This window comes from Paenibacillus sp. MBLB1832, from assembly GCF_032271945.1.
Classification (GTDB): Bacteria; Bacillota; Bacilli; order Paenibacillales; family NBRC-103111; genus Paenibacillus_E; species Paenibacillus_E roseopurpureus.
This window is the reverse complement of the sequence record NZ_CP130319.1, coordinates 3,882,579-3,906,388: the sequence shown is the minus strand read 5'-3', so window position 1 is coordinate 3,906,388 and position 23,810 is coordinate 3,882,579. Positions and strand designations below refer to the sequence as shown.

Below are 23,810 nucleotides of genomic sequence, written 5' to 3'. Positions count from 1 at the left end.
ATGGGGTTAGCGGTTTTTGCGTAATTCCTGCACAAAATAGCAGAGTAGCGTGTGGCAATTGCCTTGTTCTGTTAGTAAAGTAAGAATTGTTCCAAATAGTTGGTTGCGCTTACAATTATGATCGGGAGGGTGATGGTTGTCCTTCTTAAGAAGGAAGCACAAACATTTCAAGAGATGCCGTGTTGATTGGACCCGTAAATGATTTGAATGAGAGAGGAGCAACTTATGAAAAAACGATGGTGGTTAATGCTCATAATTGGGGTGATTTCATTTGCCCAGGCAGGTGCGGCTTCTGCGGAGTCATGGACCCCGGTGCCGCTGGTGAATCAGACGATTATAGATGCGGGGTACACGGGAGGCGAAGGTGGCCAGTGGCTGGCAGGTATCGCGATTGCTGAAAGCGAGCCTTCCTTTCTAATGGCGGGCACAGATGTTGGCGGATTATTTCGCAGCGTAGACGGAGGCTTGAATTGGCAGCCTGCCAATAATGGGTACGATGCTACGGGGAACTCCGGTATTGTAATCGATCCTAGGAATGCGAACCGCGCGATAGCTGTAGGAGCGAATGGTGGGGCACATGCCTGGAATGGTCTTTATCTAACAATCGATAAGGGTCTTACTTGGAACGGCGTAAGCTTACAAAACATTTCCAGTCATCACGATTTTCGCGATGCACAAATTGCCTATGATCCCAGCTCTTATGATGGGGCAGCAGGCTATACCAAAACGGTGTATTGGTCCAGGATTGGTGGCGAATCGGCCGATAAGAACGCAACGGATCATCCCGCCCTTTACAAAAGTCTTGATGGCGGAGCATCGTGGGCCGAAATTCCGAATACATCCGCATATGGCAGCTCCCGCATTAAGGTGAGTCCCACGGGTGGCATTGTCTATGCGGCCAACAGCACCGGTTTCTACAGAAGCTTAGATGGCGGGAGCCATTTTACACCCATAGAAACAACCGCTGTGAAATCCTTGGACGTTATTCCTTCTGAGCCGAACTCAGTTTGGATCACGAAAAGTGATGGCGTCTACAAATCGATCGACCAGGGTCAGCATTTTACCAAAATGGTTACGAGCAGTACGGGTCCGTTTCAAAATAATGGGCCTTACAATCTGAAGGTAAGTCCGGCTAATCCTAGCTATATGCTGCTCTCTCAGGATACGGGTGTCTGGTACAACCAGCAGCGTTATTACAGCAAGGATGGCGGATTGACCTGGACGAAGCCAACCTTCGATAACAGCCTGGCTTTTCTGAAATACGGTGATAAGAACGGGATCTTTGCGTGGCATCCAACCGATGCGAATACGGTCTATTCGTTCGGCGGCGACTGGGTGACGAAAAGCACGGATGGGGGAAGTACCTTCCGCTGGTCTGGAAACGGTGACAACGGTGTGATGATAGGCGGCCTGTTCAACTGGAACGTATTCGATTCAAATCTATTGCTGCTTGGCTTTCAGGATTACAATGCAGCGGTAACGACGGACCGTGCAGCTACGTGGAAATACCTAAATATGAGCGGCTTCGGCAGCTATGGATATGTATATGGTGCTTATGCAGCTACTTCTCAAATCCTGTATGGCGGAAATGCTGCGGGTTGGACCGATCCACGATTTTTGAAGATTACACGAAATGGCGGAACCGATTATACGGATACGGGTATCGAGCTCAGAGGACAGCAAGTTTCCCTGGGGGACCCGACAGACAGCAATGTGTTATTTGCTTATGAATACCGGAGTACGGATCAGGGACTAACGTGGAAGCCGATGTCTAACGTCCGTGGTGTACTGACTTACAGCCCTGTTGGGGCAAAGGAGCTTTACGGCTCCAATGGCAGCAGCGTGGTTCGCTCCTTCGACAAAGGTGCAACCTGGGGGACAGTTGTCACAATGCCAAATCAGGGCAGCGTCGGGGATGTCGCCTTTGATCATGCTCGTAACAGAGTGTGGATCGCAGCTTCCAACGCGAAGTTGTATCTCTATGATGTGGCTGCAGAAACCTTAACGGAGAAAACCTCGAGTCTGCCGCTGGATCAATTCGGTAATCGCGTCATTTGGTCTGTGGCGGTTGACCCTGGGAATACCAACATTGTGTATGCAGCAGGTGCAGCGAATATTTATAATTCGGATGCTGCCGTGTTCCGTTCGACAGATGGAGGCACAACGTGGACCACCTTAACGCGCAGCACGAGAAACAACAACCCGCAATTCGGCATGGATGGCGGGCGCTCTGCTGCAGTGGTGCGGGTTAACCCGGCAAGCCATGAAGCGTATTTTGGAAGCATCTGCTTTGGCATGTGGAAGATCGGAGCCCCGGCCAACGTGCCTGTTCCGGCTCAAGGGCCCTTCGCTTCCCCGACACCGACTTATTCGACGCTGTACGCGGAGGATTTTAACAATGGCACAGCGTCCGGCTGGACACTCACGAATGCCGCTGTCAGCGGCAAAGTATTGAGCGTGGCGAATTTCCCTGCATCGGCTCAAGGTATTTATGACGGGGCTGTGTACAGCGGGACGTACACCTACTCCGTTGGCATCAAGCCGTCTGGCACGGCGGCGGGTAACACAACACGGGTGATTTTCAATTACTCGGACAGCAGCAACTATTATGCGTTGGAGCTTGGCGGAGGCGCAAGCAACACCGTTAAACTGTTGAAGGTGGTGGGAGGAATTGCTTCAACAATTGCCACCTATCCATCCAGCTATGCGGTTAGCGGTAAGTACACCACGATCAATGTGACTTATGAGCTGGGAGGATACATCTCGGTAGTAGCTGTGAAAGGGAGCGCTTCCCAGGTATTATTTAACCGGGTTCAAGACACCTCGCTAAGCTCCGGTAAAATCGGAGTCGGCAGCGCCTACAATGCGGTGTCTTTCGATTCAGTCTTTGTGACGTCTCCTACAGGAACGATTACACGGGACTATTGGACGGTGATATCCGGAGGGGCAGCTTATTCCGTCCCTGTAAGTACGCCTCCTGCGGGAACGGAAATGCTGACGAAGCTCGAAGGGCCCGTGAACTGGGCGGATAACTACGGTGACCGGATTCGCGGATACCTTCATCCTGCGGTTTCGGGGTCGTATACCTTCAGCGTGGCGGGGGATGATTCCGCTGATTTGTATCTGAGCACGAGCAGCAATCCTGCGAATAAGCTGAAAATTGCGTATACCAACGCATGGACCGGCGTGAGGGAATGGACGAAGTATGCTACGCAAACCTCATCACCCGTTAATCTGGTTGCGGGCCAATCGTATTATATTGAAGTTGTACACAAGGAAAATACGGTCGGCGATCATGTAGCAGTTGGCTGGAGCGGACCGGGGTTGGCTGCGACAACGGTCATTGATGGACAGTATCTTTCCCCGTACTAAGAGGAATAACCAATAAGTCAGTATCCAAACTGAGCAAAGAAGCTTCAACTCACCTTTAGTAAGGGAGGGAAGCTTCTTTGTATATACGATTTGTGTGATTGCAAAATAAGCACCCCCTTCGTTCCGGCTCCGCCTGGTTTTCCCGTTTTTACCCCGCTTCCCCATGTGCGGAAATTCTGCACAAAATAGCAGAGTAGTGTGCTGAATTCATTATGTTCAGGAAGTAGAATGAAACTCATAAAGGGGTGAGAGCAGGTTGTCTTTAAACGAAATATTAGCAGTCCCGTTATCGGTTCAACAACTGTTCGAACAAGCAACGCAGCGCTGGAAGCTTCAGATGGAGCAGCGAATGGGAGGACTCCAAGCGAAGGCTGACTATCTCTGGAAGGAACACCCAGGCTATGCAGAGCAGTTAGTCGATCAAGCCAACGATACATTAAACGGAAGGCTAGTGTTATCTGGTACGATGAAAAAGCGTTTCTTCGTGGGCAATCCGCCACTCTGGCATGAGAACCCCGTAGGTGACCCCCAGTACGAAGCTGAGCTCAATCGCAAATACCATTGGAAGCACCTCATCTATGGCTATTCGTTGACAGGCAAGTCGGTTTTCTTGGATAAAATTCTTCAAGAGTGGCAGGATTGGGTGGAGCAATGTCCTAGGGAGGAGATTCTCCTAGAAGATTGTTCCAGACTCTATGAGCGGTATGACGGCGTAGGACCTTGGAGTGTCTTGAACTGTGGAATCCGCATGTTTGAGGTGTACCCTTTATGCTTGCACGCGCTTCTTGACGCCGACAGCTTGTCCCCTCAGTTCGTTGCTATGCTGTACCATTCTGCTTATGAGCAAGGGCAATTTCTGTCCTCTGTTAGTCCTCTTCTATGGCCAAGTGGAGATCATAACCATCTGTTGATGGAAATGCTTGGTCTGCTGACGCTCTGTACGCTTTTTCCGGAGTTGAAGGATGCAGAGGCCTGGAAGGAGCTGGCATGCCTGCAATTAGAGCGCTGTGCCGAGAAACAGATCACTGAGGATGGGGGACACATCGAGGGATGTCCAGGCTATCACAATGGCTCCATGCACTGGTTCTCACTTGCTTATAAGACCTCGCAGGAAGCAGGCAGGCCACTGTCTTCATCCTATGAGCAGCAAATCCTGCAAGCGCTGGACTACTCGATACATAGCAGCAGGCCGACCGGTACGAATGTTCCGTGGGGTGATTCCGATGCGGTGCCTTCCCCTGTCCGCGCAGCGGTATTTGGATATGCTGCTTTCGGTCATACAGACCTCTTACACCGTCTCCGTAGATTTATGAATCAACAAGAGATTTCAGAAGCGTCCCTGCCGTACTTGTGGCAAATTCGGGGACTGGAAACATTATTCTCATCATTAAAGGAGATGCAAGCTACCGATCAGGGAGATCTTCCGTTGATGAATTGGCAACGGGAGCTAAGTCAAGTGATGATGCGTTCGAATTGGAGTCGCGAGGGGCTGAGTCTCTTTTTCGCTTGCCGAACCCCCGTTCAGAACGGGCATGCTCACATCGATCCGGGAGGCTTCGACTTCACTGCCTACGGCAAGCCGCTGATCGTCGATCCGGGCCGGTATTGCTACAGGGAAGGCGAAGACCGAAGGAAATTCAAATCAGCAGCTTGGCATAACACGCTTACGATTAATCATCAGGAACCGTTCGAGTATGTGTCGAACTGGGAGTTTACCCCCCAGAAGCCCGGACGAGTGACATGGGTGTGGCAAGAAGCTACCTTTCTAGCGGCTGAAGCCTTACATGCTAACTATGAGCCAGTGATTCATAAGCGGCTACTTATACTGATGGAAGGCCGATTTGTCATTGTGCTCGATGAACTAAACCATATTGAACCGGACAGCTCCGTACAGATGTATTACCACCTAAATGCTCAGCAAACCTATTGGGACGCATTCCGTCGTTGTGCGATTACGCTTGATGAAGGGACTGCTGTGCACATCTATCCTTCTCAGGGCTTGCAAGCTAGCTTTCTATCTGGGCAAATCTCTGATGTCATCGACAAATTGCGGCCCTCAACGAGGGTCAAACTGGAATCCGATCGAGTGGACGGCAAGGGGACATGCAGATATGGCACTTTGATCGTGCCGCTCCGGGCAGGAGAGCAACCGCCACAGGTAAGTTGGGTTACTCTAGGGGCTGGGCAGATGGGTGATGAAGTTGTTTTTTATGTCGGTGAGGAATTATACCTTTTCAGATGGAATAAGGAAGGGCTAAAGAGAGTCTAGGACGGTTGAACACTACTAAAGTAGAAGAATGAAACCCATAAACCAACAGAATGCGAGGAGGCTCCAATGTCCATAACTACGTTTACCCTTGATCTCCGTCCATACGCTGACGAGCAGAAGGTTTGCTCTAATCCCGGCAAAGGCTGGTACGTCCACTACTTCGATAATGGACTTCATAAATACGGAAGCAGCCTGGCTGCTGACGATTACCTGGAAGATTTTCCAGGGCTCGATCATATCTACTTGCGGCTTGCCTGGTGCTATCTGGAGCCTGAAGAAGGCCGGTTCGATTGGGAAATGATCGATAAGGAAATTCGCCGCTGGACGGAGCGAGGCTATGGCATGTCATTCCGTGTCTCCTGCAAGGAGACAGGCGCAGATCAATGCTTTGCAACCCCCAGGTGGGTTATGGAGGCGGGCGCACAGGGGACTTTTTTTCCATGCCGCAGCGGCGGGGAAACGTGGGAGCCTGATTATGGAGACCCGATATTCCTTGAGAAACTGGAAGCTTTTCACCGGGCCTTCGCAGAGCGCTATGATGGCGAGCCGTGGCTACGCTATGTCGATATTGGCAGCTATGGGGATTGGGGCGAGGGGCATACGGCGGCTTCCAGTTTGAAAGACTGGCCAATTGACGTCATTAAGGCTCATATTGACATTCATTGCAAGTATTACAAGCGAAGCCAATTGGTCATCAGTGACGATATTGTGGGCAGCCGCAAGGTCATGGATGGCACGCGCGAACTCATCTTCCAATATGTGTTGGATCAAGGCATTACACTTAGGGACGACGGGATTAGCGTGAAATGGTTCGCGGATCGCTTCGGACTCAGCACGCTGCGCAATCCGGAGTTTTTCGAGCCCTTCTGGCGGACGAAGCCAATTAATATGGAGCTTGATCATTATCACGATACCATTACGAACGATACATGGAAAGAAGGCGTGCCGCTGACTGCTGCCGTTGAAGAGAGCCATGCAACCTATGTAGGCTTTCATGGCAATCCAAGGCAGTGGCTCACGGAAAACCCAAAGCTGGCCAGAACACTGGCTAACCGCTCAGGCTACTGGTACTTTCTACAGGAAGCGGAGCTGCCTACCCAAGTCAAGTCGGGAAGTGCGGTCGAGCTGGGCTTACTATGGCTGAACCGGGGTACAGCGCCTTCCTACCGAACCTTTAAGCTGATAGTCGAGTTGCAAAAAGAGGGCGAGACATCACACCGAATCGAGGCTGCCAGCTCAGATAACAGAGACTGGATGCCAGATCAAGCTGTCCGTGAGCAAGCAGTCTGGACGGTTCCCGAGCAGCTGGCGGAAGGCCGATACGCACTTGCAGTCGGACTGGTCGATGACTCCGAAGGGAAGTCCCGTCCCATCGAGTTGGCGTTGAGCGATCGTATTCGAACAGCGACAGGCTTGTATTACTTAGGCGAAATCGTCATTGCTTAACATCGCGAGGAAAGGGTCGAGGGACAAGTGAAGAACGACATGCTGATTCGAAACGGCGCAGCCGTTGATTATGTATTCATCGGCGATTCGATTACCCAAGGCTGTGAGTTGTACGCCTACTTCGGCGACAAAGCGCAGGTGCTGATTAACAGGGGAATCGGCGGGGACAAAAGCAAGTCACTGCGCCAGCGATTTGAAGCCGATGCCCTGCAGCTAAAGCCGAGGCATATTGTACTTTGTGTCGGCATTAACGATACGTGGGTGTTGGATGATTTTACGTGTGAAGAGGAAAAGCTTGTACAGTGCATCACCCGCAATGTGGTGACCCAAGTGACAGCACTTGCCGAGCTGTGCGAACGACAGGGGCAATCGTTAATCCTTTGCTCGATTCTTCCGACGAACCTGCCACAGCACCAGACGGATCGGACACGAAATCTCATGCTCGTGCAGATTAATGCAGCCATTCGTGAGCTGGCAGGGGAGCTCGGCTTCGTGTATGTGGACTATCATAGCGAGCTTACGGGAGAAGATGGCATCACCTTGCGGCACGAGTTGGCTGGGGATGGCATTCATCCCAATGTGAGCGGCTATGACATCATGGCACGGATCCTGAGAAACACGTTGGCGCTGCATGACATCGTGATTTGAATAGCGGAGGGTAAATCCATGTTAAAAGTTAGCAATGAACAGAGCGGACTTCGGTTACTGAATGGTTCGGGGCGATCCGTACTGGAGGGACTTCGCCCACAGCTTGGCTTGGACCGAGATGAAGAGCCGGAACTGGAACTCTCTGACACCAAGTCGAGCAAAGGCGTTGACAGCCAAGGCGGCTATGAAGAAACCATAATGGTCTACTCCGGGCTCAAAGGTGCCATCGAATTCACGATTCGAGTGAAAAGCTATGAAGGCTGGTCAGCTATCTATGTTGGATTCCAATCCACGTGGGAGATGGTAGGAGGGAAGAGTCATACCCTGCTGGCGGAAAAGGGGATTCGTTTGCTGGCAGCCGAGCTTCCTGAAGCCAATGGCTTGATGGCCATTCATTTGTATAAGGATTGGTGGACACGCCCAGCCTTCATAAAGCCGGCTTCTGAGCTGCCCACTCGGACGCAGGCTCTGCTTTGGCAGACAAGCGACACCTACAACTATCTCCTGCCTGTGTGCGCGGACGCATTCAAGACGGCGCTAAGTGGAAACGCAGAGGGCTTTGACATCACGATTTCGGCTTATGAGGGTGGCTACAGTAATGTGGAGACACTGGCTTTTATATTGGCAGAAGGGGACAATCCCTTCTTGCTGTCGGATAACGCTGCGTCAGCCGGCCTACGTCTGCTCGGGCGGGGCGGCGGAACGCGTGAGAACCGCAAGTTCCCGGAGGTGCTGAACAAGCTGGGCTGGTGCAGTTGGGATGCGTTCTATTACGAAGTATCCGCCGAGGGCCTGCTGGCCAAAGCGGAGGAAATGAAGCAGCTGGGGCTTCCGATCGGCTGGTTTATTATCGACGCAGGCTGGTCGGATGACCACGACTATGCGCTGCGTTCCTTTGAAGCTCAGCCCGCGAAGTTTCCACAAGGATTAGAGCCTGTTATCCGCAAGCTCAAGACGGAGTTCGGTATTAAGGAAGTCGGCGTCTGGCATACGCTTATCGGATATTGGAACGGCATTGAACCCGGGAGCAGGCTTGCGCTGGAAATGGCAGCCTCCCTTCGCAAGACGAACTGCGGGAAGCTGATCCCGAAGCCAGATGCCCAGTTCGCTTTTCGTTTCTGGGACAAGTGGCATGCGCAATTAAAGACGCAAGGCGTCGATTTCGTTAAGGTGGATTATCAAAGTGTATTGATCAACCTACTTGCTTACCAAGGTAGTATTGGACATGCAGCATCTGAAGCGCATAAAGCGCTGGAGGCTTCTGTCGGCCTTCATTTCGGAGGTCAGCTGATCAACTGCATGGGGATGGCTTCGGAAAACGTATGGTCACGCCCATCCTCTGGGTTGTCAAGAAATAGCGAAGATTTCTTTCCCAAAGACTCGAAAGGCTTTCACGAGCATGCGCTCCAAAATGCGTACAATGCCTTCTTTCACGGCGCTTTCTACTGGACCGATTGGGACATGTTCTGGTCGCACCATACGCATGCGGTGCATAATGCGGTCCTGCGTGCCGTCAGCGGCGGTCCCGTCTATGTCAGTGATGCCGTTGGCGCCACGAAGGCTCAGACGCTGTGGCCGCTCATCCTGTCCAGCGGACGTATCCTCCGCTGCGATCAGCCGGGACTGCCGACGAGGGACTGTCTGCTCGCCAATCCCCATGAAGACAAGATTCCGTTAAAGGTATGGAACCGAAGCGGACAATCCGGCGTGCTTGCTGCTTTTAATATCCATCTGGCTGGAGAAGATGTGAGAGGGACGGTCTCCGTGAATGATATCTCGGGACTCGAGGGTGACAAGTTTGCTGTATATGAGCATTTCAGCCAGGAGCTTCGAATCCTAACAAGGGATGATGGGATAGCTATCCATCTCCAGGAAGGCGAGCTGCAGCTCTACATCGTTACCCCACTGTTACATGGCTTCGCAGCAATTGGACTTGCTGATAAATATATCTCTTCTGCGGCCGTTTTATCCATGACACACAGCGCTGACCGATCAACTGTCGTGTTGGAGGAGGGGGGGCCTTTCGTGTTCGCCTCCGAGAGAGCGCCCAAGCAGGTAACGGTTAATCATACACCTGTTGAAATTACGTATACAAGAGGTGCATACAGGCTTGCAGGCACGGTGGAGTCTGCACACGACAGATCACTGATTACGATTGCGTGGTAAAAAGCATGCGTGAATAGTGCGGAAAACAGCAGAGTAGTGTAGATGAATCAAGCTGCTTTTCTTCTATAATGAGACTTGTAAGGAAGACAATTGAAGTAGGTGATAGGAATGAAAGCGCTTGTAGAAGAAACGGTGCTGCCTTCGACCCGACCAAAGGTGAGAAGCGACTTCTGGAGATATGTCAATCGATACAAATTTTATTATTTGATGCTTCTTCCCGGCATCGTTCTCATCGCAATTTTTCGAATAGCGCCATTTTACGGGATTACGGTTGCCTTCAAGGACTACAACATTTTTAAAGGGATTAACGGAAGTCCCTGGGTGGGACTGGACTGGTTCAAGGTGCTGTTTCATCATCCGGATTTTTTCAGGATTTTGAAAAACTCTCTCACCATCAACCTGCTGGAGCTAATCTTCGTTTTCCCGGCTCCCATCGTGCTGGCTCTGCTGTTGAATGAGCTGCGCATGGAATGGTTCAAACGTGTAACCCAGTCCATCGTGTATATCCCGCATTTTTTCTCCTGGGTCATCGTAGGGGGCTTTATTATCCGGCTTCTTTCACCTAGTACAGGCCCGATCCGCATCGTTTTCGAGTGGCTGGGAGTTGAGCCGTTCATGCTGCTGCTTCAGCAATCCTGGTTTTATCCCATTCTCGTTTCAGGTGAAATCTGGAAGAGTGCAGGATGGGGAACCATCCTGTATATGGCGGCTATAACGGGGATTGAGCAAGAACAGTACGAGGCGGCGATTATGGACGGAGCAAGCCGCTTGCGTCGCATGCTGCATATTACGCTGCCCGGCATGGCGTTCGTCATTGTATTGAACCTTGTACTGCAAATGGGGCATATGCTGGATGTCGGATTTGAAAAAATATTCATTTTATCCAATCCTTCTGTTCAGCAAATCTCTGAGGTATTCAGTACTTATAATTACAATGTCGGGATTGTGCAGCAGCGTTACAGCTTCTCCGTGGCGCTTGGATTGTTTCAATCCGTCATAGGCTTTGGATTAGTTATTCTAGCTAATCGCATTGCCAAGTGGCTGCGTAATGAAGCTGTATTCTAGAGAGGAGGGCTCCAATTGCTAATCAAGCCGACGACAGGAGAACGCATGTTTAACATCTGTAATATTAGCTTTATGATTTTCCTCATTCTGGTGATGCTGTACCCGCTGGTGAATACCATTGCTGTATCGTTCAGCAGCTCCATTGATGTCATTTCTGGACGTGTGAACCTGTGGCCTGTTAACTTTCAAACGGACACGTATACGTACGTGATGGGCGACAAACGCTTCATCAACTCTTTTCTTCAAACGATTTATTTCACAGCGTTCATCACCGTTATTCAAACCGTCATGAGCATGGCCTTCGCTTATCCCTTGTCCAAATCCTTTCTCAAGGGACGCGGCCTTATCATGAACGTGCTGGTCTTTCTTATGCTCTTCGGAGGCGGGGGCTTTATCCCTTCGTATTTGCTTATTAAAAGCCTGGGTTTAATTAATTCCTATTGGGCTCTGTGGCTGCCAGCGGCCATTAATATATGGCATGTTATTATTTTTCGAAACTTTTTCAGTCAGCTTCCGGAGGGGCTGGAGGAAGCAGCTTCTATTGACGGTGCGTCACCCTTTCGTACTTTTTTTCAAATTGTGGTTCCTCTTTCCATGCCGGTCATCGCGGCACTTGCCTTGTTTAATGCGGTAGGAGGCTGGAATACCTTCTTCAACTCGATCATCTATTTGGATGAGAAAAAGCAGCTGCTTCAAGTGTATTTGAGAGAGATCATTCAGGTCGGCACGATTACCTCCTCGACTGGACAAACGATTGAGCGAGAAGTCGATGCCATCGCACCCGATCAAGTCAAGGCGGCTACGCTCATGTTGACAACGCTTCCTATTCTACTTGTGTATCCATTCGTACAGAAGTATTTTGTCAAAGGGATGATGGTCGGTTCTATTAAGTAATTAGTGTGTTCTCTCCGCTTCGCGGATGGACGATAAAAATGTACAATATAAAAGGGAGGAAAAAGACAGATGAAAACTCGATTCAAAAAGCTGCTGCTCGTCAGCACAGGACTTACCTTGCTTGCTTCTACACTGATAGGGTGCTCCAAAGGTGGGGAGGGTGCTTCCAATACTGTGGCGCCAAGCGACAATAAGCCCAAGGTAACGTGGGAAACCGCACCCAAAATTACCGTAGCCATGAATATGGTTGCATCTGCACAGTCCGCTTTCGGTAAGACCGGGGATGATCAACAGGACAATCCGTACACGCGTTACATTTTTGAGAAAACGGGTATAAGACTTGTTCCAATTTATTACCCTGGCACAGGGGACGAGTTTAAACAGAAGCTCGCTGTGGAACTCGCCGGCGGTAAGCAAATCGATATGTTTCAATATTTTGACGTCCAGCAGGAATGGATGGATAATGGCACCATCGTTCCCATTAACGATAAGCTGAAGCAGTATAAGGACAAAATGCCGAACATGACCGCTAATGTTCCACAAGCAGTATGGGAGGGCTCCTCTCGGAATAACGGGCAGAACTATGGCTTCCCAACGAGGCCGGCACTCGGGAATCCGAACCTAAGTTATTTCTGGGTGCGCAAGGATTGGGTCGATAAGCTGGGTCTGCAGATGCCGAAGACAACCGATGATTTGACCAGCTTGATGAAAGCTTTCGTGAAGAATGATCCGGATGGCAATGGCAAAAATGACACTTTCGGTATGGTGCCAAGAAAGAACTTCGGGCAAATGAACGAATGGATGACCTTCCTGGGCGCCAATCCATGGTCGGATGTTGTGATTGACGGCAAGCGTATGAACCCGTATGCGACTGAGAACGGACGCTATGCGTTCAAGACAGTGCAGTCCTGGTTTAAGGATGGCTTGATTGACCAAGAAGGCATTACGGACGATAAAGCACAGGAGACCAAGATCGTTAACAACAAGGTAGGCATTGTTGAGACCAATGGAACCATCGTGCTTGATTACGCACGCAAGTTGCTGCAAAATGGATTTAAAGACGCAAAATGGGCGATGGTTGAGAATCCAATTGTCAATTCAAAGGACGGCAAGTTTTACGCAAATGCACCTGGAAGCAAGCATCAATCGATAACATTTGTAACGTCAATTGCCAAGGATTGGGATAGCATTACGAAATTGATGGATTGGTTTTATTCACCGGAAGGCACGTTCTTTACGGAAATGGGGCTTCCAGGCAAAGAGCATACCGTTGAAGGCGGCAAGCCGGTATATAATAACGCTTATGTGACAGATGGTAAATCGTATTTGGGCATGTATGGCTTTGGTCGTTCGTATAATCATGTGAATTCAGAAGCCTTCCTGGCCAAATATAAGGATGAGCCTTCCTTGCTGGAGTTGGCGAACAAATATGCGAGCATACTGGCTAAGGATTACGACAAATATGTAGTGCCTACGGATCGGAGCTCCCTGCTTTTCCCTGGGCTTGCTGTGTTCAAGCAGTATCCAGACTATCGCAAAGGCATCGATACCTATCAAGCGAAATTCTTCCTTGGCAATCTAGATCCTTTAGACGATGCCGCATGGAAAGCGTTCCTCGATGAAAACAACAAATATGGAATGGATAAAGTTTATGAAGCCGTTCAGAAGGAAGTCGAGAAGTCAACAGCGAAGAAATAGGGACTATGAAACGGAAAGAGGCGCATGCTGCTAGCATGTGCCTTCTGACCATTTCAGGAATGGAGGACGATGTGAGGTGAAATTCAATCTAGAGTCGATGGCACTGGGCAAATTGTCCCCTCGCTTCGGCCTTTCGTTAAAGCTATTTATTATGCTGCTCGTGCTTGTTACCGTGATCATTTTGCTGGTGGGTCTGCTCACTCAGCGCTATATGGGCGATCTGTACGAAAGGCAGCAGATTGAACGAGTGTCTGATACGGCGGATAAAATGGCTGATTACATGGACCTCATGGCCCAGAATGTACGCCAAACGATGCAAGCCTTAAGTAAATCACCAGCGTTATATGGAGAGTCGGACAAAGCAATCTGGTCGATGTTTCAGGACTTTGTCGCAAGCAACACAGAGCTTGTGTATACGGCTTACTTCATATGGCCAGACGGTCATGTGGCTGGATACCCATACGGATATTGGGAAGTTCATAAGGAGCCGATGATTGCACAGTTATTGCAAGAAAGTAAAGACAAGTACAGTATTTGGCAAACGATTCCCTACAATTCTCAGCTATCCGGACCGACCCTTACCTTTGCTATGAACGTGGATGATCCCGTGACACAGAAGAACAAAGGAATTCTTGCTTTCAATATCAATTTACGCTCGCTTGAGCAGAAGCTGGACTATCTGACACGCAGCAGCAAAATAGACGTTGCTTTATATACAAGGGAGTACTTTCCTCTCGCGTTTAAAGCAGGCTCACCTTGGATGAAGGCGCAGCAGGATCGGTATATACCGAACGAAGCGCTTGCCGCTTCCTGGGAGCGTGAGAAAGATCAATATCAAACGATTGCGTCTGGTCTCGTATTCAAAAGAGAAATCGCCTCTCTCAAATGGAATATGCTTTTGACCGTCGATAACAAGGATCTGTTCTCCGCCCTGCAGGATGTACGATTCACGTTAATTTATATTTTTCTGGGAGCGTTTATTTGGGCCCTAGGTGTGGCTCTTTATATATCAAGATACTTTTCCAAGCCGATTACATCGCTGGTTCGTCATATGGGCAAGGATCCTACGTCACTTATCGAGTCCCCTCGAATGCTGGAGCGGTATGATGAAATTGGCCGTCTCTCTTCGGCATACAATCGGATGATTCAACGTATTAACGATACGACGCTAAGTTTGCTGAAGGGAGAACAGGAGAAAAAAGAGTTGGAAATGAGAGCGCTTGCGGCTCAAATGAATCCTCACTTTCTTCAAAATACGCTAACCTCCATTCTTTGGTCCGTCAAGCTAGGGAAGGTTAGAGAATCGGAGGAGATGATCGTAGCCCTGTCCGATATTTTAACGTTCAGCATGGATAAAGTGGATGCTATTATCTGTTTGCGGGATGAGTTGATAATTGCTAAGGCGTATATCCATCTTCAGCAAATTCGTTATCCTAAGGTATTCGAGTGGAAAATCGATGTCAACGAGGAACTGCAGGATATTCGGATGCCCAAAATGACCCTTCAGCCGTTAATAGAAAATGCCATTTTCCATGGGCTTATGCCTAGACAAACAGGAGGGAACCTACGCATTTCGGCAGAGCGGTGTGGTACTATCCTCCAGGTAACCGTATCGGATAATGGTGTTGGAATGACCCCCAAGCAGCAGCAAGGGCTCTTTGAGAAATCAGCCAAGTCGCACGTAAGAGGTTTAAACAAGCTTGGCGTTTATAATGTGGATGAACGATTGAAGCTGGAGTACGGATTTGCGTTCGGATTACAGGTGAGCAGCGAAATGGGTGCAGGCACCCAGATGAAAATTCTGATCCCCATGGAGGTTGAAGCGAAGGATGCCTAGACAACACGTGCATGAAACCGAACCGTTGAAGGTAATTTTGGTCGAAGATGACCCCTTCTTTCTGGAAGGAATCTGTCAGTTATTCCCTTGGGCAAAATGGGGTTTTGAGGTTGTAGGGAAGGCCGTTAACGGGCAAATCGGCGGTGAGCTCTGTGAGCAGCTGGTTCCCGATATTGTGATTACGGACATTACGATGCCTGTCCAGGACGGATTAGAACTGACGCAGATGATTCGTTCCCGTTTTCCCCAGATCAAAGTCGTGCTGCTGACTTCACACGCCAATTTTTCCTTCGCCCAGCAGGCACTTCAGTTGCGCGTTGACGATTATTTGCTGAAAAACGATTTGAAATTGGAAGAAAAGCTGTATGAAGCTCTTGATCAGAAGCGGCGTGAAATTGTAGCAGAACGCAGTGAGCAAGGCGTGAAGCAAGAGCTGCTGGGATTCGTTCATGAAAATCTGGACTGGGTACAAAGTCGATTTTACTTGCAATTGCTCGGGGGACATGGGGACGCGTCGAACGTCTGGGAGCAAGCGTCGAAGAAAAGACTGGCCATTCAGCGAGGTGCCATTGCTTATATGGAAGTGGAGTGCTACTTCGAGACGATTGAAGTAGATCTGGACGGAAACAGTCCAGTTCTTCGTCTGAAAGAGCGGATGCGGGAAATGGATAGGCATGTGGATGTTTTTGAGCGGAGCCCGGGCCGATTCGGCATCATCTATAACGCAGATTCCCGTATTCATGCGGACATCAGCATGGCCCAGATGCAGTTGACGGCAGGTAAATTGCTTACATTTTTGCGCGTTGAGATGAAGGTGGAAGCATGTGCGTATATTGCGGGTATCCTTCCTAGTTTGGAAGCACTCTCCAAAGGGGGGGCCGTGTGTGATCGGCTAAGATTGTTAGCCTTTTATGAGAAAAAAGGTGAGATACTGAATGCCTATCATATTGGGGAAAACGTCCCATTTCGGTCAGAGGCTCGCAAGCAAATGGAGCAGGAGCTGGAGGCCGCAGTTTCGGGTATGGAAACGCCTGATAAGGTGATGCAAGCGTTAGCCGTACACATGAGATCACAACGATTTAATCCTGAGGAGCTGAGAAGTTGGGCGGCACAGTGGATAAAGAAGAAAGCCGAGGACGCTGGCGTCCCTCAACTTAAGCTGGAGAAGCAGGCAGCCGCCGCCAGCAAGCTTGAGGAGCTGACAGATTGCTTAAGTCAAACGCTGACGCTCATCCAGCAGCCCAGTCAGTCCGCTTTGCGCTGGGAGATCAAAACGGCCCTGACCTATACACATGAGTGCTATCATGAGCAGCTTTCTTCCTCCATGGTAGCTGACTATGTAGGGCTGAGCCCCAGTCAGTTTACTCGTGAGTTTAAGAAAGCCATGCGGGAAAATTATACGGATTATTTGCTCCGGTATCGCGTGGAGAAAGCGAAAGAGCTCATTTTAACAGGCAATGTGAAGGTGTATGAGATTGCCGAGAAGGTGGGCATTTCTCACACAGGGCATTTCTCGAAAATTTTCCAAAGATATACAGGTCAGACGCCGAAGGATTTCAAGAACGGTAAGAGATAGGACATCTTGTGGACAGCATTGCATGTTAGGGTTAAGCTTAATTAAAATCAAGGGGGTCCGTACGAGCATCTCGTTTATAATTGCCATGGATCGCAATCAGGCGATCGATCTGAAGAATGTGCTGCCTTGGCATTTGCCGGGGGGTCAAAAGACTATTTAGGTAATCAATAAACCTTCCAACCTGAATTCTCTAACTGCATTCATTGTGAGCAAAGCTGAAGCGAAGTCATACAGCTTGGAAGAAAAATATCTCCACGTTAAACGGTGTCATTCAAGCTTGGATCATGGCCTATGTCTGTTCTAATCCAAACTGCGCATACCCAAAGACATACTACAAATCAGCAGAAGCAGCATTGCTTGCTATGATGCATACTTCATATGGTTTTGACGTGCTTGCTTTAGTTGGGCAGCTTCGCTTTAAGCAGCATATGATCATAGCAGAGATTACGGAAGAGTTTGCGGAGCGCGGTGTATCCACTTCAGAACGAAACTCGCAAGGAGTGTATGAACGCTATCTAACACTGTTACGCTCGAGTGTAACTGAATTTGTGAAAGATATATTGAACCCAGCTGAAGACCAAAGCAGTGTGTGTATTAGGGTCGGACCGTCAGGATGAAACTTTCCTGACGGTTTTTCTTATTTCGTTCTTCAACCTCTATATTGCCGGAAGTGCTCTGGCGTCATTCCTTGTTGCTCGCGGAACTTACGGATAAAATATGAACTTTGCGAGAAGCCCACTCGCTCCGATATGAGACGGACGCTAAGTTCGGTCGTGGATAGCAATTGTTTGGAACGGACGATCCGACTCTCCAGTAAGAAGCCCATCGGTGTCTTCCCTACCACTTCATGGAATTGTCTACTGAAATAGTATGGGCTGTAGCCGGCCACTTCGGCCATCTGGTCCAAGGTAATCGATTCGTGGCAATGAGCCCTGATCCAGTCTGCCGCATTTAGTATCCTTGTACGAAGTCCAGCCGCAGGTGAGCCAATCAGGTTTTCGCCGTTCTGAATGAGTTCAACCAAAATTTCGTAGAAGAGCGCCGAGAAGTGGGCCTCTTCTTCCTGTTTGATCGTATCCCCATACGTAAGCAACTCGTCGAATAGGGTAATCAGCCGCGGGGCTCCCTTCCAAGAAAAAAGCCATACCCCATCCACTCTGCACCTGCTCTCTAAGACAGAAGTGAAGGAGGTGCTGTAAAAGTGAACCCATCTGACGGACCACTGTTTCATCTTGTCGGTGCTGTACATCTGGGCGGTTCCCGGAGCGTACAGGAATCCGGTACCTTCTTGCAGTTCCACCCACCGCCCCCTGTAATGAATCGTACCAGCGCCCTTAAAGAGTAAATGTAAGTTGAACATGGGGAAAACTTGTGCGTCTCTGCGTTCCCCATGCGTGGGATCATCGTATATGTGCCCGAAGGATTCCGGGTAACAGACGTATTCTCCGTAACGGGGCGGAGCCAGAAAATGTCCTACTCTCATATTCCAAATCCCTTCTCAACCTAATCGCAAAAAAGTAATATCCAACGCAAATACATATGATTTACGATAGTTAATTGCAAGTAATATAATGATGCCATGCATCTATTATACCAACAAAATAATGATGTTCCTACTACAAAGACAAGGATGGATGAGCATGTATTTTGGTGTCGATTATTACCCTGAGCATTGGCCTAAGGAACGCTGGCCTCAAGATGCCAAGATGATGAAGGAGGCCCATATCAATGTAGTTCGTCTCGCGGAGTTCGCTTGGGCTAAGATGGAGCCAGAGGAAGGAAGATACGATTTCGCTTGGCTGGACGAAGCGATCGAGGTACTTACCGCTGAGGGAATTCAGATCATTCTCGGAACGCCTACAGCCGCACCGCCTAAATGGCTGATGGATCTATATCCCGACGCTTATCCTTCCGACGTATTCGGGCTGACCAAGGGGTTCGGCACGCGACGCCATTATTGCCCTAACCATAAGGTGTATAGGGACTACTCTCGAACCATTGCCCACCGAATGGCGGAGCACTTCAAGGATCACCCGCATGTGATTGCCTGGCAAATCGACAACGAGTTCGGCGGGCCATGCTATTGCCACAGCTGCCTCAAAGCGTTCCGGTTATGGCTGCGAAACCGGTATAAGGATATCGGTAACCTGAACAGGGAGTGGGGGACAGTCTTCTGGAGTCAAACCTACCGCGACTGGGAAGAAGTCATCGTACCAACGTACTCCGCGTCCGACGGCTTTAGCCAGAATGCGGCCTCAGGGGTATTCGTGTCTGCGCCCTATAATCATAACCCGGGCCTTGTGCTAGATTATTTCCGCTTCTACACGGATGCCGTTACCGAGTATCAGCGCATACAGATTGATGAAATCCGAGCATGCACGGACAAGCCGATTACCCATAACCTAATGGGGCATTATAGCGAACTGGACTATTTCAAGCTGGGCAAGGATCTGGACTTTATCTGCTGGGACAACTACCCGAACAACATGTGGGGCAAATCATCCTGGAGTAATGTGTCCATGGCCCATGATCTGATGCGAGGGATTAAGAATCAGAATTTCTGGATGATGGAAGAACAGAGCGGTCCTTGCGGCTGGCAAATGCTTGGGGACACCCCGGAACCCGGTCAGGTTCGGCTGTGGACGTACCAAGCGATCGCGCACGGGGCGGAGGCCATGGTGTATTTCCGCTGGCGGGCCTGCACGGTCGGCATTGAGCAGTATTGGTACGGCATTCTGGATCATGACGGAATCGGGCGCCGCAGGTACAGGGAAATTCAACAGATTGGCGCAGAGATGGAGCAGCTATCCCAATTGTTCGTAGGTTCGGAGAATGTGAGCTCGGTTGCTTTGATCAAATCCTACGACAATTTCTGGAGTCACCGTGGGCAGCCCCACAATGTAAAGTTTCAGTATAACGGATTGCTGAGCGATTACTATCAAGCGGTTGCTGCGCATCATGTGAATCTGGATGTAACCGCTGTCGAGAGCGATTTCTCTTCATATAAGCTGGTGATGATGCCAGCCTTTAATCTGGTAACGGAAGAAATCGCAGACAAGTGCAAGGCCTATGTGGAAGGCGGCGGCACACTGCTTTTAACGTTCCGGAGCGGTACCAAGACCTGGAGCAACCGGATGACAGAACTTACAGTTCCCGGGTTATTCCGGGAACTGGCCGGGGTGGAGTTGGAAGAGTTCGACTCGCTGAACAACGGAAGAACGGTTCTCGTTCAAGGAGACTTTGGCCAAGGAACGGCATCGATATGGTGCGATGTGCTTACCTTAACGGGAGCACAGGTGCTTGCAACCTATGGAAGTCACTTTTATAAAGGTCAGCCAGCCATAACGGTGAACAACTACGGCAAGGGTAGGGTGATCTATGTTGGCTGCGACCTGGATGAGAAGGCGATGGAGCTGCTGATGAAGCAAATTCTCCAGGAGGAAGGGATCGCTCCCCTGCTTCAGGAGAAGACAGACGGCGTAGAGGCTGTTGCCAAAATGAATGACGGCGTATCCTACCTCATGCTGCTGAACCATCTGGGTCAACAAGCCATTACCAGGTTGGACGGAGCGTACACTGATGCATTTACGGGAGCAGCCATGGAGGAGAATGTTAACATTCCTCCGTATGGAGTTCGCGTGTTAATTAAAGGCGAGACGAGGAGGTCATTTACATGACGGATGTAATTTTCAAAGTAAGTTCGGTTCACTCTACACCCGTTATTACCGACGGGAAGCCGGGTACGGAAGGGAACGGCTATGGCTTCGAGGGAGGTCGAGTGCTCAAGCTGAACGGCGCATATCATTTGTTTACGACGGAGATGTCGGGGCTTCCCATCTGGACACGCACGAAGCTCGCTTATTGGCGAAGTAAGGATTCGGTGCACTGGGAACGTGTAAGCACCTTAATGGAGTCCAGCGGCAACTTTGACGGAACGGACACCCATGCTTGCCTGTGGTCTCCCATGCCAACCTACGATGCGATCAACGAACGTTGGGTGCTCACCTATGTTTGTTATCGGTCAAAGCCCAATACGAGGGAAAGCTGGTACCGGAATTACGATGGACGCATTGCAATGGCTGTATCGCAGGTGAAAGGTCCTGAAGGAATGGCAGGACCTTACGAAGAGACCGGATTCCTGATGGAGCCGGGAGCGGATTCGGCGTCGTGGGAAGGTCTTATGGGGGTGAACTCGTTCTACCCATACTTGACGGATTCTGGCTGGTACGCCTGGTATGGCAGCTCCATTGAAGTAAACGGCCTGGCGAAGGCCCCCGAGTTATCTGGTCCGTGGCATCGCGTCAGTCTCAGGGAGCCAGCGAGCAGGCACACCGAGAATCCCATTGTATCGCGGCTGGAGGACGGTCGGTTCGTCGCCTTTTTCGATGGCTGCGGCCATCATCAGAAGATGGGCTATATGGTGTCTAGCGACGGGATCACCTGGTCCGAGCCGATCCTTCTGGAGGCGAATGATCACCCTAATCGGTGGTGGGGCCTAACTAGAACGCCGCTCGGGCTCGTCAGCGAAGGAAATGGGAAGTATGCCTTACCATTTACGGCCTATAACCGAAATTTCTATGATATTCCCGGCATATGGTCGGCGGAGAGTGACTCGGTATTTGACGGATATTTCGCCAGCGTCGGGTGGATGGAACTGGAACTGGAGAAAGGATGAGCACCATGACAGCGCAGTTGTTGACGATAGAAGAGAATGGCCTGGTTGTCGTCTACGAAGTCGATGAACAGCAAGATGTGAGACTTCTTCATTTTGCAGCGGAGGCGTTCGATCCTTCCGGTGTTCCGGATAAGCATCGACCCCGTTGCCGAGCGTTACAGCTTCACATCACCGGGGAAAATCAAAATGACCACCATGGCAGCAAGCATACGGGAACGATGCCCGGAGGACGTCTTACTTACGCGGGTCATCGTGATGTCCGCAATGAGGCAGGGCGTAAATTCGAGATGGATTTACGCAGTGACGGGGTGGAGGTTACTTTGCATCTTCAGTTTTACACCGGGGCGAGCGTCGTTCGCTCCTGGACGGAGGTCCTGAACACCGGAAACGTGCCCAGAGGGCTCGAGTATGTGACTTCCTTTGCCTTCACAGGCTTTGGGAACAACGGTGTTGTACCTTGGGATCGTAAATGCCGTCTATACATTCCGCACAATACTTGGGTGGGAGAGCTTCAGTGGAGATCGTATACCCTCCCTGAATTGGGCTTGTCCCGCACCTCGCCCTTCTCCACGAAGCCTCTGGCTTACCAAAGTACAGGAAGCTGGTCTTCCTCGGTCTACTTGCCCTTGGGGGTGCTCACCGATGAGGAAACAGGGAGCAGCTTATTTTGGCAGATTGAGCATAACGGCTCTTGGCACTGGGAAATTGGAGACGGGGCGGAAGGATTCGATGCTGGCGTGAAGGAGTCGCTGCTTTATGTGCAGCTTAGCGGTCCGACGGAGACGGAGAATCACTGGTGGAAACGGTTGGAGCCCGGGGAGCGGTTCGTATCGGTACCGGTATCGGTAGGATCGGTGAGAGGGAGCTATGAGGAAGCGTTCCGGCAGTTAACGCTGTATCGCAGAGCCATCCGTAGGCCGAATGAAGATAACGAGAAGCTGCCTATTATTTTCAACGACTATATGAACTGCTTGTTTGGCGACCCTACGACAGAGAAGCTGCTCCCCCTCATTGATGCCGCGGCTGAGGCAGGTTGCGAATATTTCTGCATCGATGCCGGCTGGTATGCGGATGGAGAGTGGTGGGATGGGGTAGGAGAATGGCTGCCTTCCCTCCAGCGCTTTCCGGGAGGCATCCGCGAGCCCCTTGATCGGATCCGTTCCAAAGGAATGGTGCCCGGCTTGTGGCTTGAAATCGAGGTCATGGGCATTCAGTGTCCCATGGTAAAGCGTGTATCCAAGGATTGGTTCTTTCAACGTCATGGCGTGCCAATTATTGACCGTGGACGTTACCAGCTCGATTTTCGAAACCCAGAGGTCATCGCCCATGCCGATCAGGTCATAGACCGGTTGGTCAACGAGTACGGCGTCGGGTATATCAAAATGGACTACAATATCAATGCGGGGATCGGGACGGAACGGGACGCGAACAGCTTCGGCGATGGACTGCTGGCTCATAACCGCGCCTATCTGGCTTGGCTTGACCGTATATTCGCTGCCTATCCAACACTCGTGATCGAGAACTGTGGAAGCGGTGGGATGCGCATGGATTATGCGCTTCTGCAGCGCCACAGCGTCCAATCTACCAGTGATCAGTGCGATTACCGGGTATTCTCAGCCATTGCTGCGGCCAGCCCAACTGCCGTTACCCCAGAGCAGGCAGCGGTTTGGTCTTATCCGCTCCTAGACGGAGACCGGGAGGAGACGATCTTTAACGTCGTGAATTCCGTCCTGTTGCGGGTTCACCAAAGCGGACACCTCGGGCGGCTGTCGGAAGAGCGGAAGGAGCTTATACGCGAAGGTCTTCAGGTGTATAAGATGATCCGTAACGACATTCGACAAGGGTTGCCCTTCTGGCCGCTCGGCTTGCCTGCGTACGAAGATGGATGGATCAGCATGGGCCTAACGTGTGGGGCTAAAACTTACGTCGCCATATGGCGCCTCGATTCCTCTACGGAGACCATCTTACTGCCCATTCGAGCAGGGGGAATGAAGGCGCCTGCGGTACGGGTGCTGTACCCTTCGCACCATGACGCCGCCTATTCTTGGAATGAGGGAGGCGCATCATTGAGCGTGAAGCTGCCTAATCCTTTTACGGCCCGACTGTTCGAGCTGGACTGGAGCTAAGTCAATCTACCAAGCAAAGAGCCGAGACCCTGGTGAGG

The 23,810-nt window shown here is 50.5% G+C and carries 16 protein-coding genes; 15 read left to right on the top strand and 1 reads right to left on the bottom strand.

The genetic code is table 11. The features are described from left to right. The first annotated feature begins 225 nt into the window (after nt 1–225). From MJB10_RS17535 to MJB10_RS17480, 12 genes are all read left to right on the top strand, one after another. Nucleotides 226–3,372, top strand: a complete 3,147-nt coding sequence (locus MJB10_RS17535) for a PA14 domain-containing protein (RefSeq protein WP_314796754.1) — start codon at nt 226–228, stop codon at nt 3,370–3,372. 256 nt (nt 3,373–3,628) lie between these two features. After that, nucleotides 3,629–5,641: an alginate lyase family protein gene (locus MJB10_RS17530; RefSeq protein WP_314796752.1), complete on the top strand. Its 2,013-nt coding sequence runs from the start codon at nt 3,629–3,631 to the stop codon at nt 5,639–5,641. Nucleotides 5,642–5,707: 66 nt separating this feature from the next. Beyond that, nucleotides 5,708–7,087, top strand: coding sequence for a DUF4832 domain-containing protein (locus tag MJB10_RS17525; RefSeq protein ID WP_314796750.1), 1,380 nt, complete (start codon nt 5,708–5,710; stop codon nt 7,085–7,087). 39 nt (nt 7,088–7,126) lie between these two features. Further along, nucleotides 7,127–7,735, top strand: a complete 609-nt coding sequence (locus tag MJB10_RS17520; protein WP_314796748.1) for an SGNH/GDSL hydrolase family protein — start codon at nt 7,127–7,129, stop codon at nt 7,733–7,735. Nucleotides 7,736–7,753: 18 nt separating this feature from the next. Continuing rightward, entirely contained in the window at nt 7,754–9,901 is a 2,148-nt protein-coding gene (locus MJB10_RS17515) for a Sip1-related alpha-galactosidase (protein ID WP_314796746.1), read from the top strand. Between the two features lie 108 nt (nt 9,902–10,009). After that, nucleotides 10,010–10,966, top strand: a complete 957-nt coding sequence (locus MJB10_RS17510; protein ID WP_314796744.1) for an ABC transporter permease — start codon at nt 10,010–10,012, stop codon at nt 10,964–10,966. Nucleotides 10,967–10,981: 15 nt separating this feature from the next. Continuing rightward, nucleotides 10,982–11,860, top strand: coding sequence for a carbohydrate ABC transporter permease (locus MJB10_RS17505; RefSeq protein ID WP_314796742.1), 879 nt, complete (start codon nt 10,982–10,984; stop codon nt 11,858–11,860). A gap of 69 nt (nt 11,861–11,929) precedes the next feature. After that, the gene (locus MJB10_RS17500) at nt 11,930–13,558 is read left to right on the top strand and encodes a type 2 periplasmic-binding domain-containing protein (RefSeq protein ID WP_314796741.1); all 1,629 of its coding nucleotides are present in this window, start codon (nt 11,930–11,932) and stop codon (nt 13,556–13,558) included. Between the two features lie 76 nt (nt 13,559–13,634). Beyond that, nucleotides 13,635–15,395, top strand: a complete 1,761-nt coding sequence (locus tag MJB10_RS17495; protein WP_314796739.1) for a sensor histidine kinase — start codon at nt 13,635–13,637, stop codon at nt 15,393–15,395. Beyond that, on the top strand, nt 15,388–16,971 hold the full coding sequence (locus MJB10_RS17490) for a response regulator transcription factor (RefSeq protein ID WP_314796737.1): 1,584 nt from the start codon (nt 15,388–15,390) through the stop codon (nt 16,969–16,971). Before MJB10_RS17495 ends, MJB10_RS17490 begins: the two co-directional genes overlap by 8 nt. A 22-nt stretch (nt 16,972–16,993) precedes the next feature. Beyond that, the gene (locus MJB10_RS17485) at nt 16,994–17,131 is read left to right on the top strand and encodes a hypothetical protein (RefSeq protein ID WP_314796735.1); all 138 of its coding nucleotides are present in this window, start codon (nt 16,994–16,996) and stop codon (nt 17,129–17,131) included. A gap of 202 nt (nt 17,132–17,333) precedes the next feature. Then, nucleotides 17,334–17,588 carry a hypothetical protein gene (locus MJB10_RS17480; protein WP_314796733.1) on the top strand — a complete coding sequence of 85 codons (255 nt, stop codon included), beginning with the start codon at nt 17,334–17,336 and terminating at the stop codon, nt 17,586–17,588. A 32-nt stretch (nt 17,589–17,620) separates the two neighbouring features. Here the strand turns inward: MJB10_RS17480 and MJB10_RS17475 are convergent, their stop codons facing one another. Continuing rightward, nucleotides 17,621–18,454: a helix-turn-helix transcriptional regulator gene (locus MJB10_RS17475; RefSeq protein ID WP_314796732.1), complete on the bottom strand. Its 834-nt coding sequence runs from the start codon at nt 18,452–18,454 to the stop codon at nt 17,621–17,623. A 157-nt stretch (nt 18,455–18,611) separates the two neighbouring features. Between MJB10_RS17475 and MJB10_RS17470 the strand changes: the two genes are divergently transcribed. From MJB10_RS17470 to MJB10_RS17460, 3 genes are read left to right on the top strand one after another with little or no spacing between them, the layout of a single operon-like run. Next, complete coding sequence (locus tag MJB10_RS17470; protein WP_314796730.1) at nt 18,612–20,648, top strand: beta-galactosidase; 2,037 nt, start codon at nt 18,612–18,614, stop codon at nt 20,646–20,648. Continuing rightward, nucleotides 20,645–21,646: a glycoside hydrolase family protein gene (locus MJB10_RS17465; protein ID WP_314796728.1), complete on the top strand. Its 1,002-nt coding sequence runs from the start codon at nt 20,645–20,647 to the stop codon at nt 21,644–21,646. The genes MJB10_RS17470 and MJB10_RS17465 overlap by 4 nt, the downstream gene beginning before the upstream one ends. Further along, entirely contained in the window at nt 21,643–23,772 is a 2,130-nt protein-coding gene (locus MJB10_RS17460; RefSeq protein ID WP_314796726.1) for a glycoside hydrolase family 36 protein, read from the top strand. Before MJB10_RS17465 ends, MJB10_RS17460 begins: the two co-directional genes overlap by 4 nt. The last annotated feature ends 38 nt before the right edge of the window (nt 23,773–23,810 follow it).

Excerpts from the sequence above, each read along its gene's own strand:
- MJB10_RS17535 (WP_314796754.1), top strand. The coding sequence starts at position 226 with ATGAAAAAACGATGGTGGTTAATGCTCATAATTGGGGTGATTTCATTT.
- MJB10_RS17525 (WP_314796750.1), top strand. The coding sequence starts at position 5,708 with ATGTCCATAACTACGTTTACCCTTGATCTCCGTCCATACGCTGACGAG.
- MJB10_RS17520 (WP_314796748.1), top strand. The coding sequence starts at position 7,127 with ATGCTGATTCGAAACGGCGCAGCCGTTGATTATGTATTCATCGGCGAT.
- MJB10_RS17515 (WP_314796746.1), top strand. The coding sequence starts at position 7,754 with ATGTTAAAAGTTAGCAATGAACAGAGCGGACTTCGGTTACTGAATGGT.
- MJB10_RS17510 (WP_314796744.1), top strand. The coding sequence starts at position 10,010 with ATGAAAGCGCTTGTAGAAGAAACGGTGCTGCCTTCGACCCGACCAAAG.
- MJB10_RS17500 (WP_314796741.1), top strand. The coding sequence starts at position 11,930 with ATGAAAACTCGATTCAAAAAGCTGCTGCTCGTCAGCACAGGACTTACC.
- MJB10_RS17490 (WP_314796737.1), top strand. The coding sequence starts at position 15,388 with ATGCCTAGACAACACGTGCATGAAACCGAACCGTTGAAGGTAATTTTG.
- MJB10_RS17485 (WP_314796735.1), top strand. The coding sequence starts at position 16,994 with ATGTTAGGGTTAAGCTTAATTAAAATCAAGGGGGTCCGTACGAGCATC.
- MJB10_RS17480 (WP_314796733.1), top strand. The coding sequence starts at position 17,334 with ATGATGCATACTTCATATGGTTTTGACGTGCTTGCTTTAGTTGGGCAG.
- MJB10_RS17475 (WP_314796732.1), bottom strand. The coding sequence starts at position 18,454 with ATGAGAGTAGGACATTTTCTGGCTCCGCCCCGTTACGGAGAATACGTC.
- MJB10_RS17470 (WP_314796730.1), top strand. The coding sequence starts at position 18,612 with ATGTATTTTGGTGTCGATTATTACCCTGAGCATTGGCCTAAGGAACGC.
- MJB10_RS17465 (WP_314796728.1), top strand. The coding sequence starts at position 20,645 with ATGACGGATGTAATTTTCAAAGTAAGTTCGGTTCACTCTACACCCGTT.
- MJB10_RS17460 (WP_314796726.1), top strand. The coding sequence starts at position 21,643 with ATGAGCACCATGACAGCGCAGTTGTTGACGATAGAAGAGAATGGCCTG.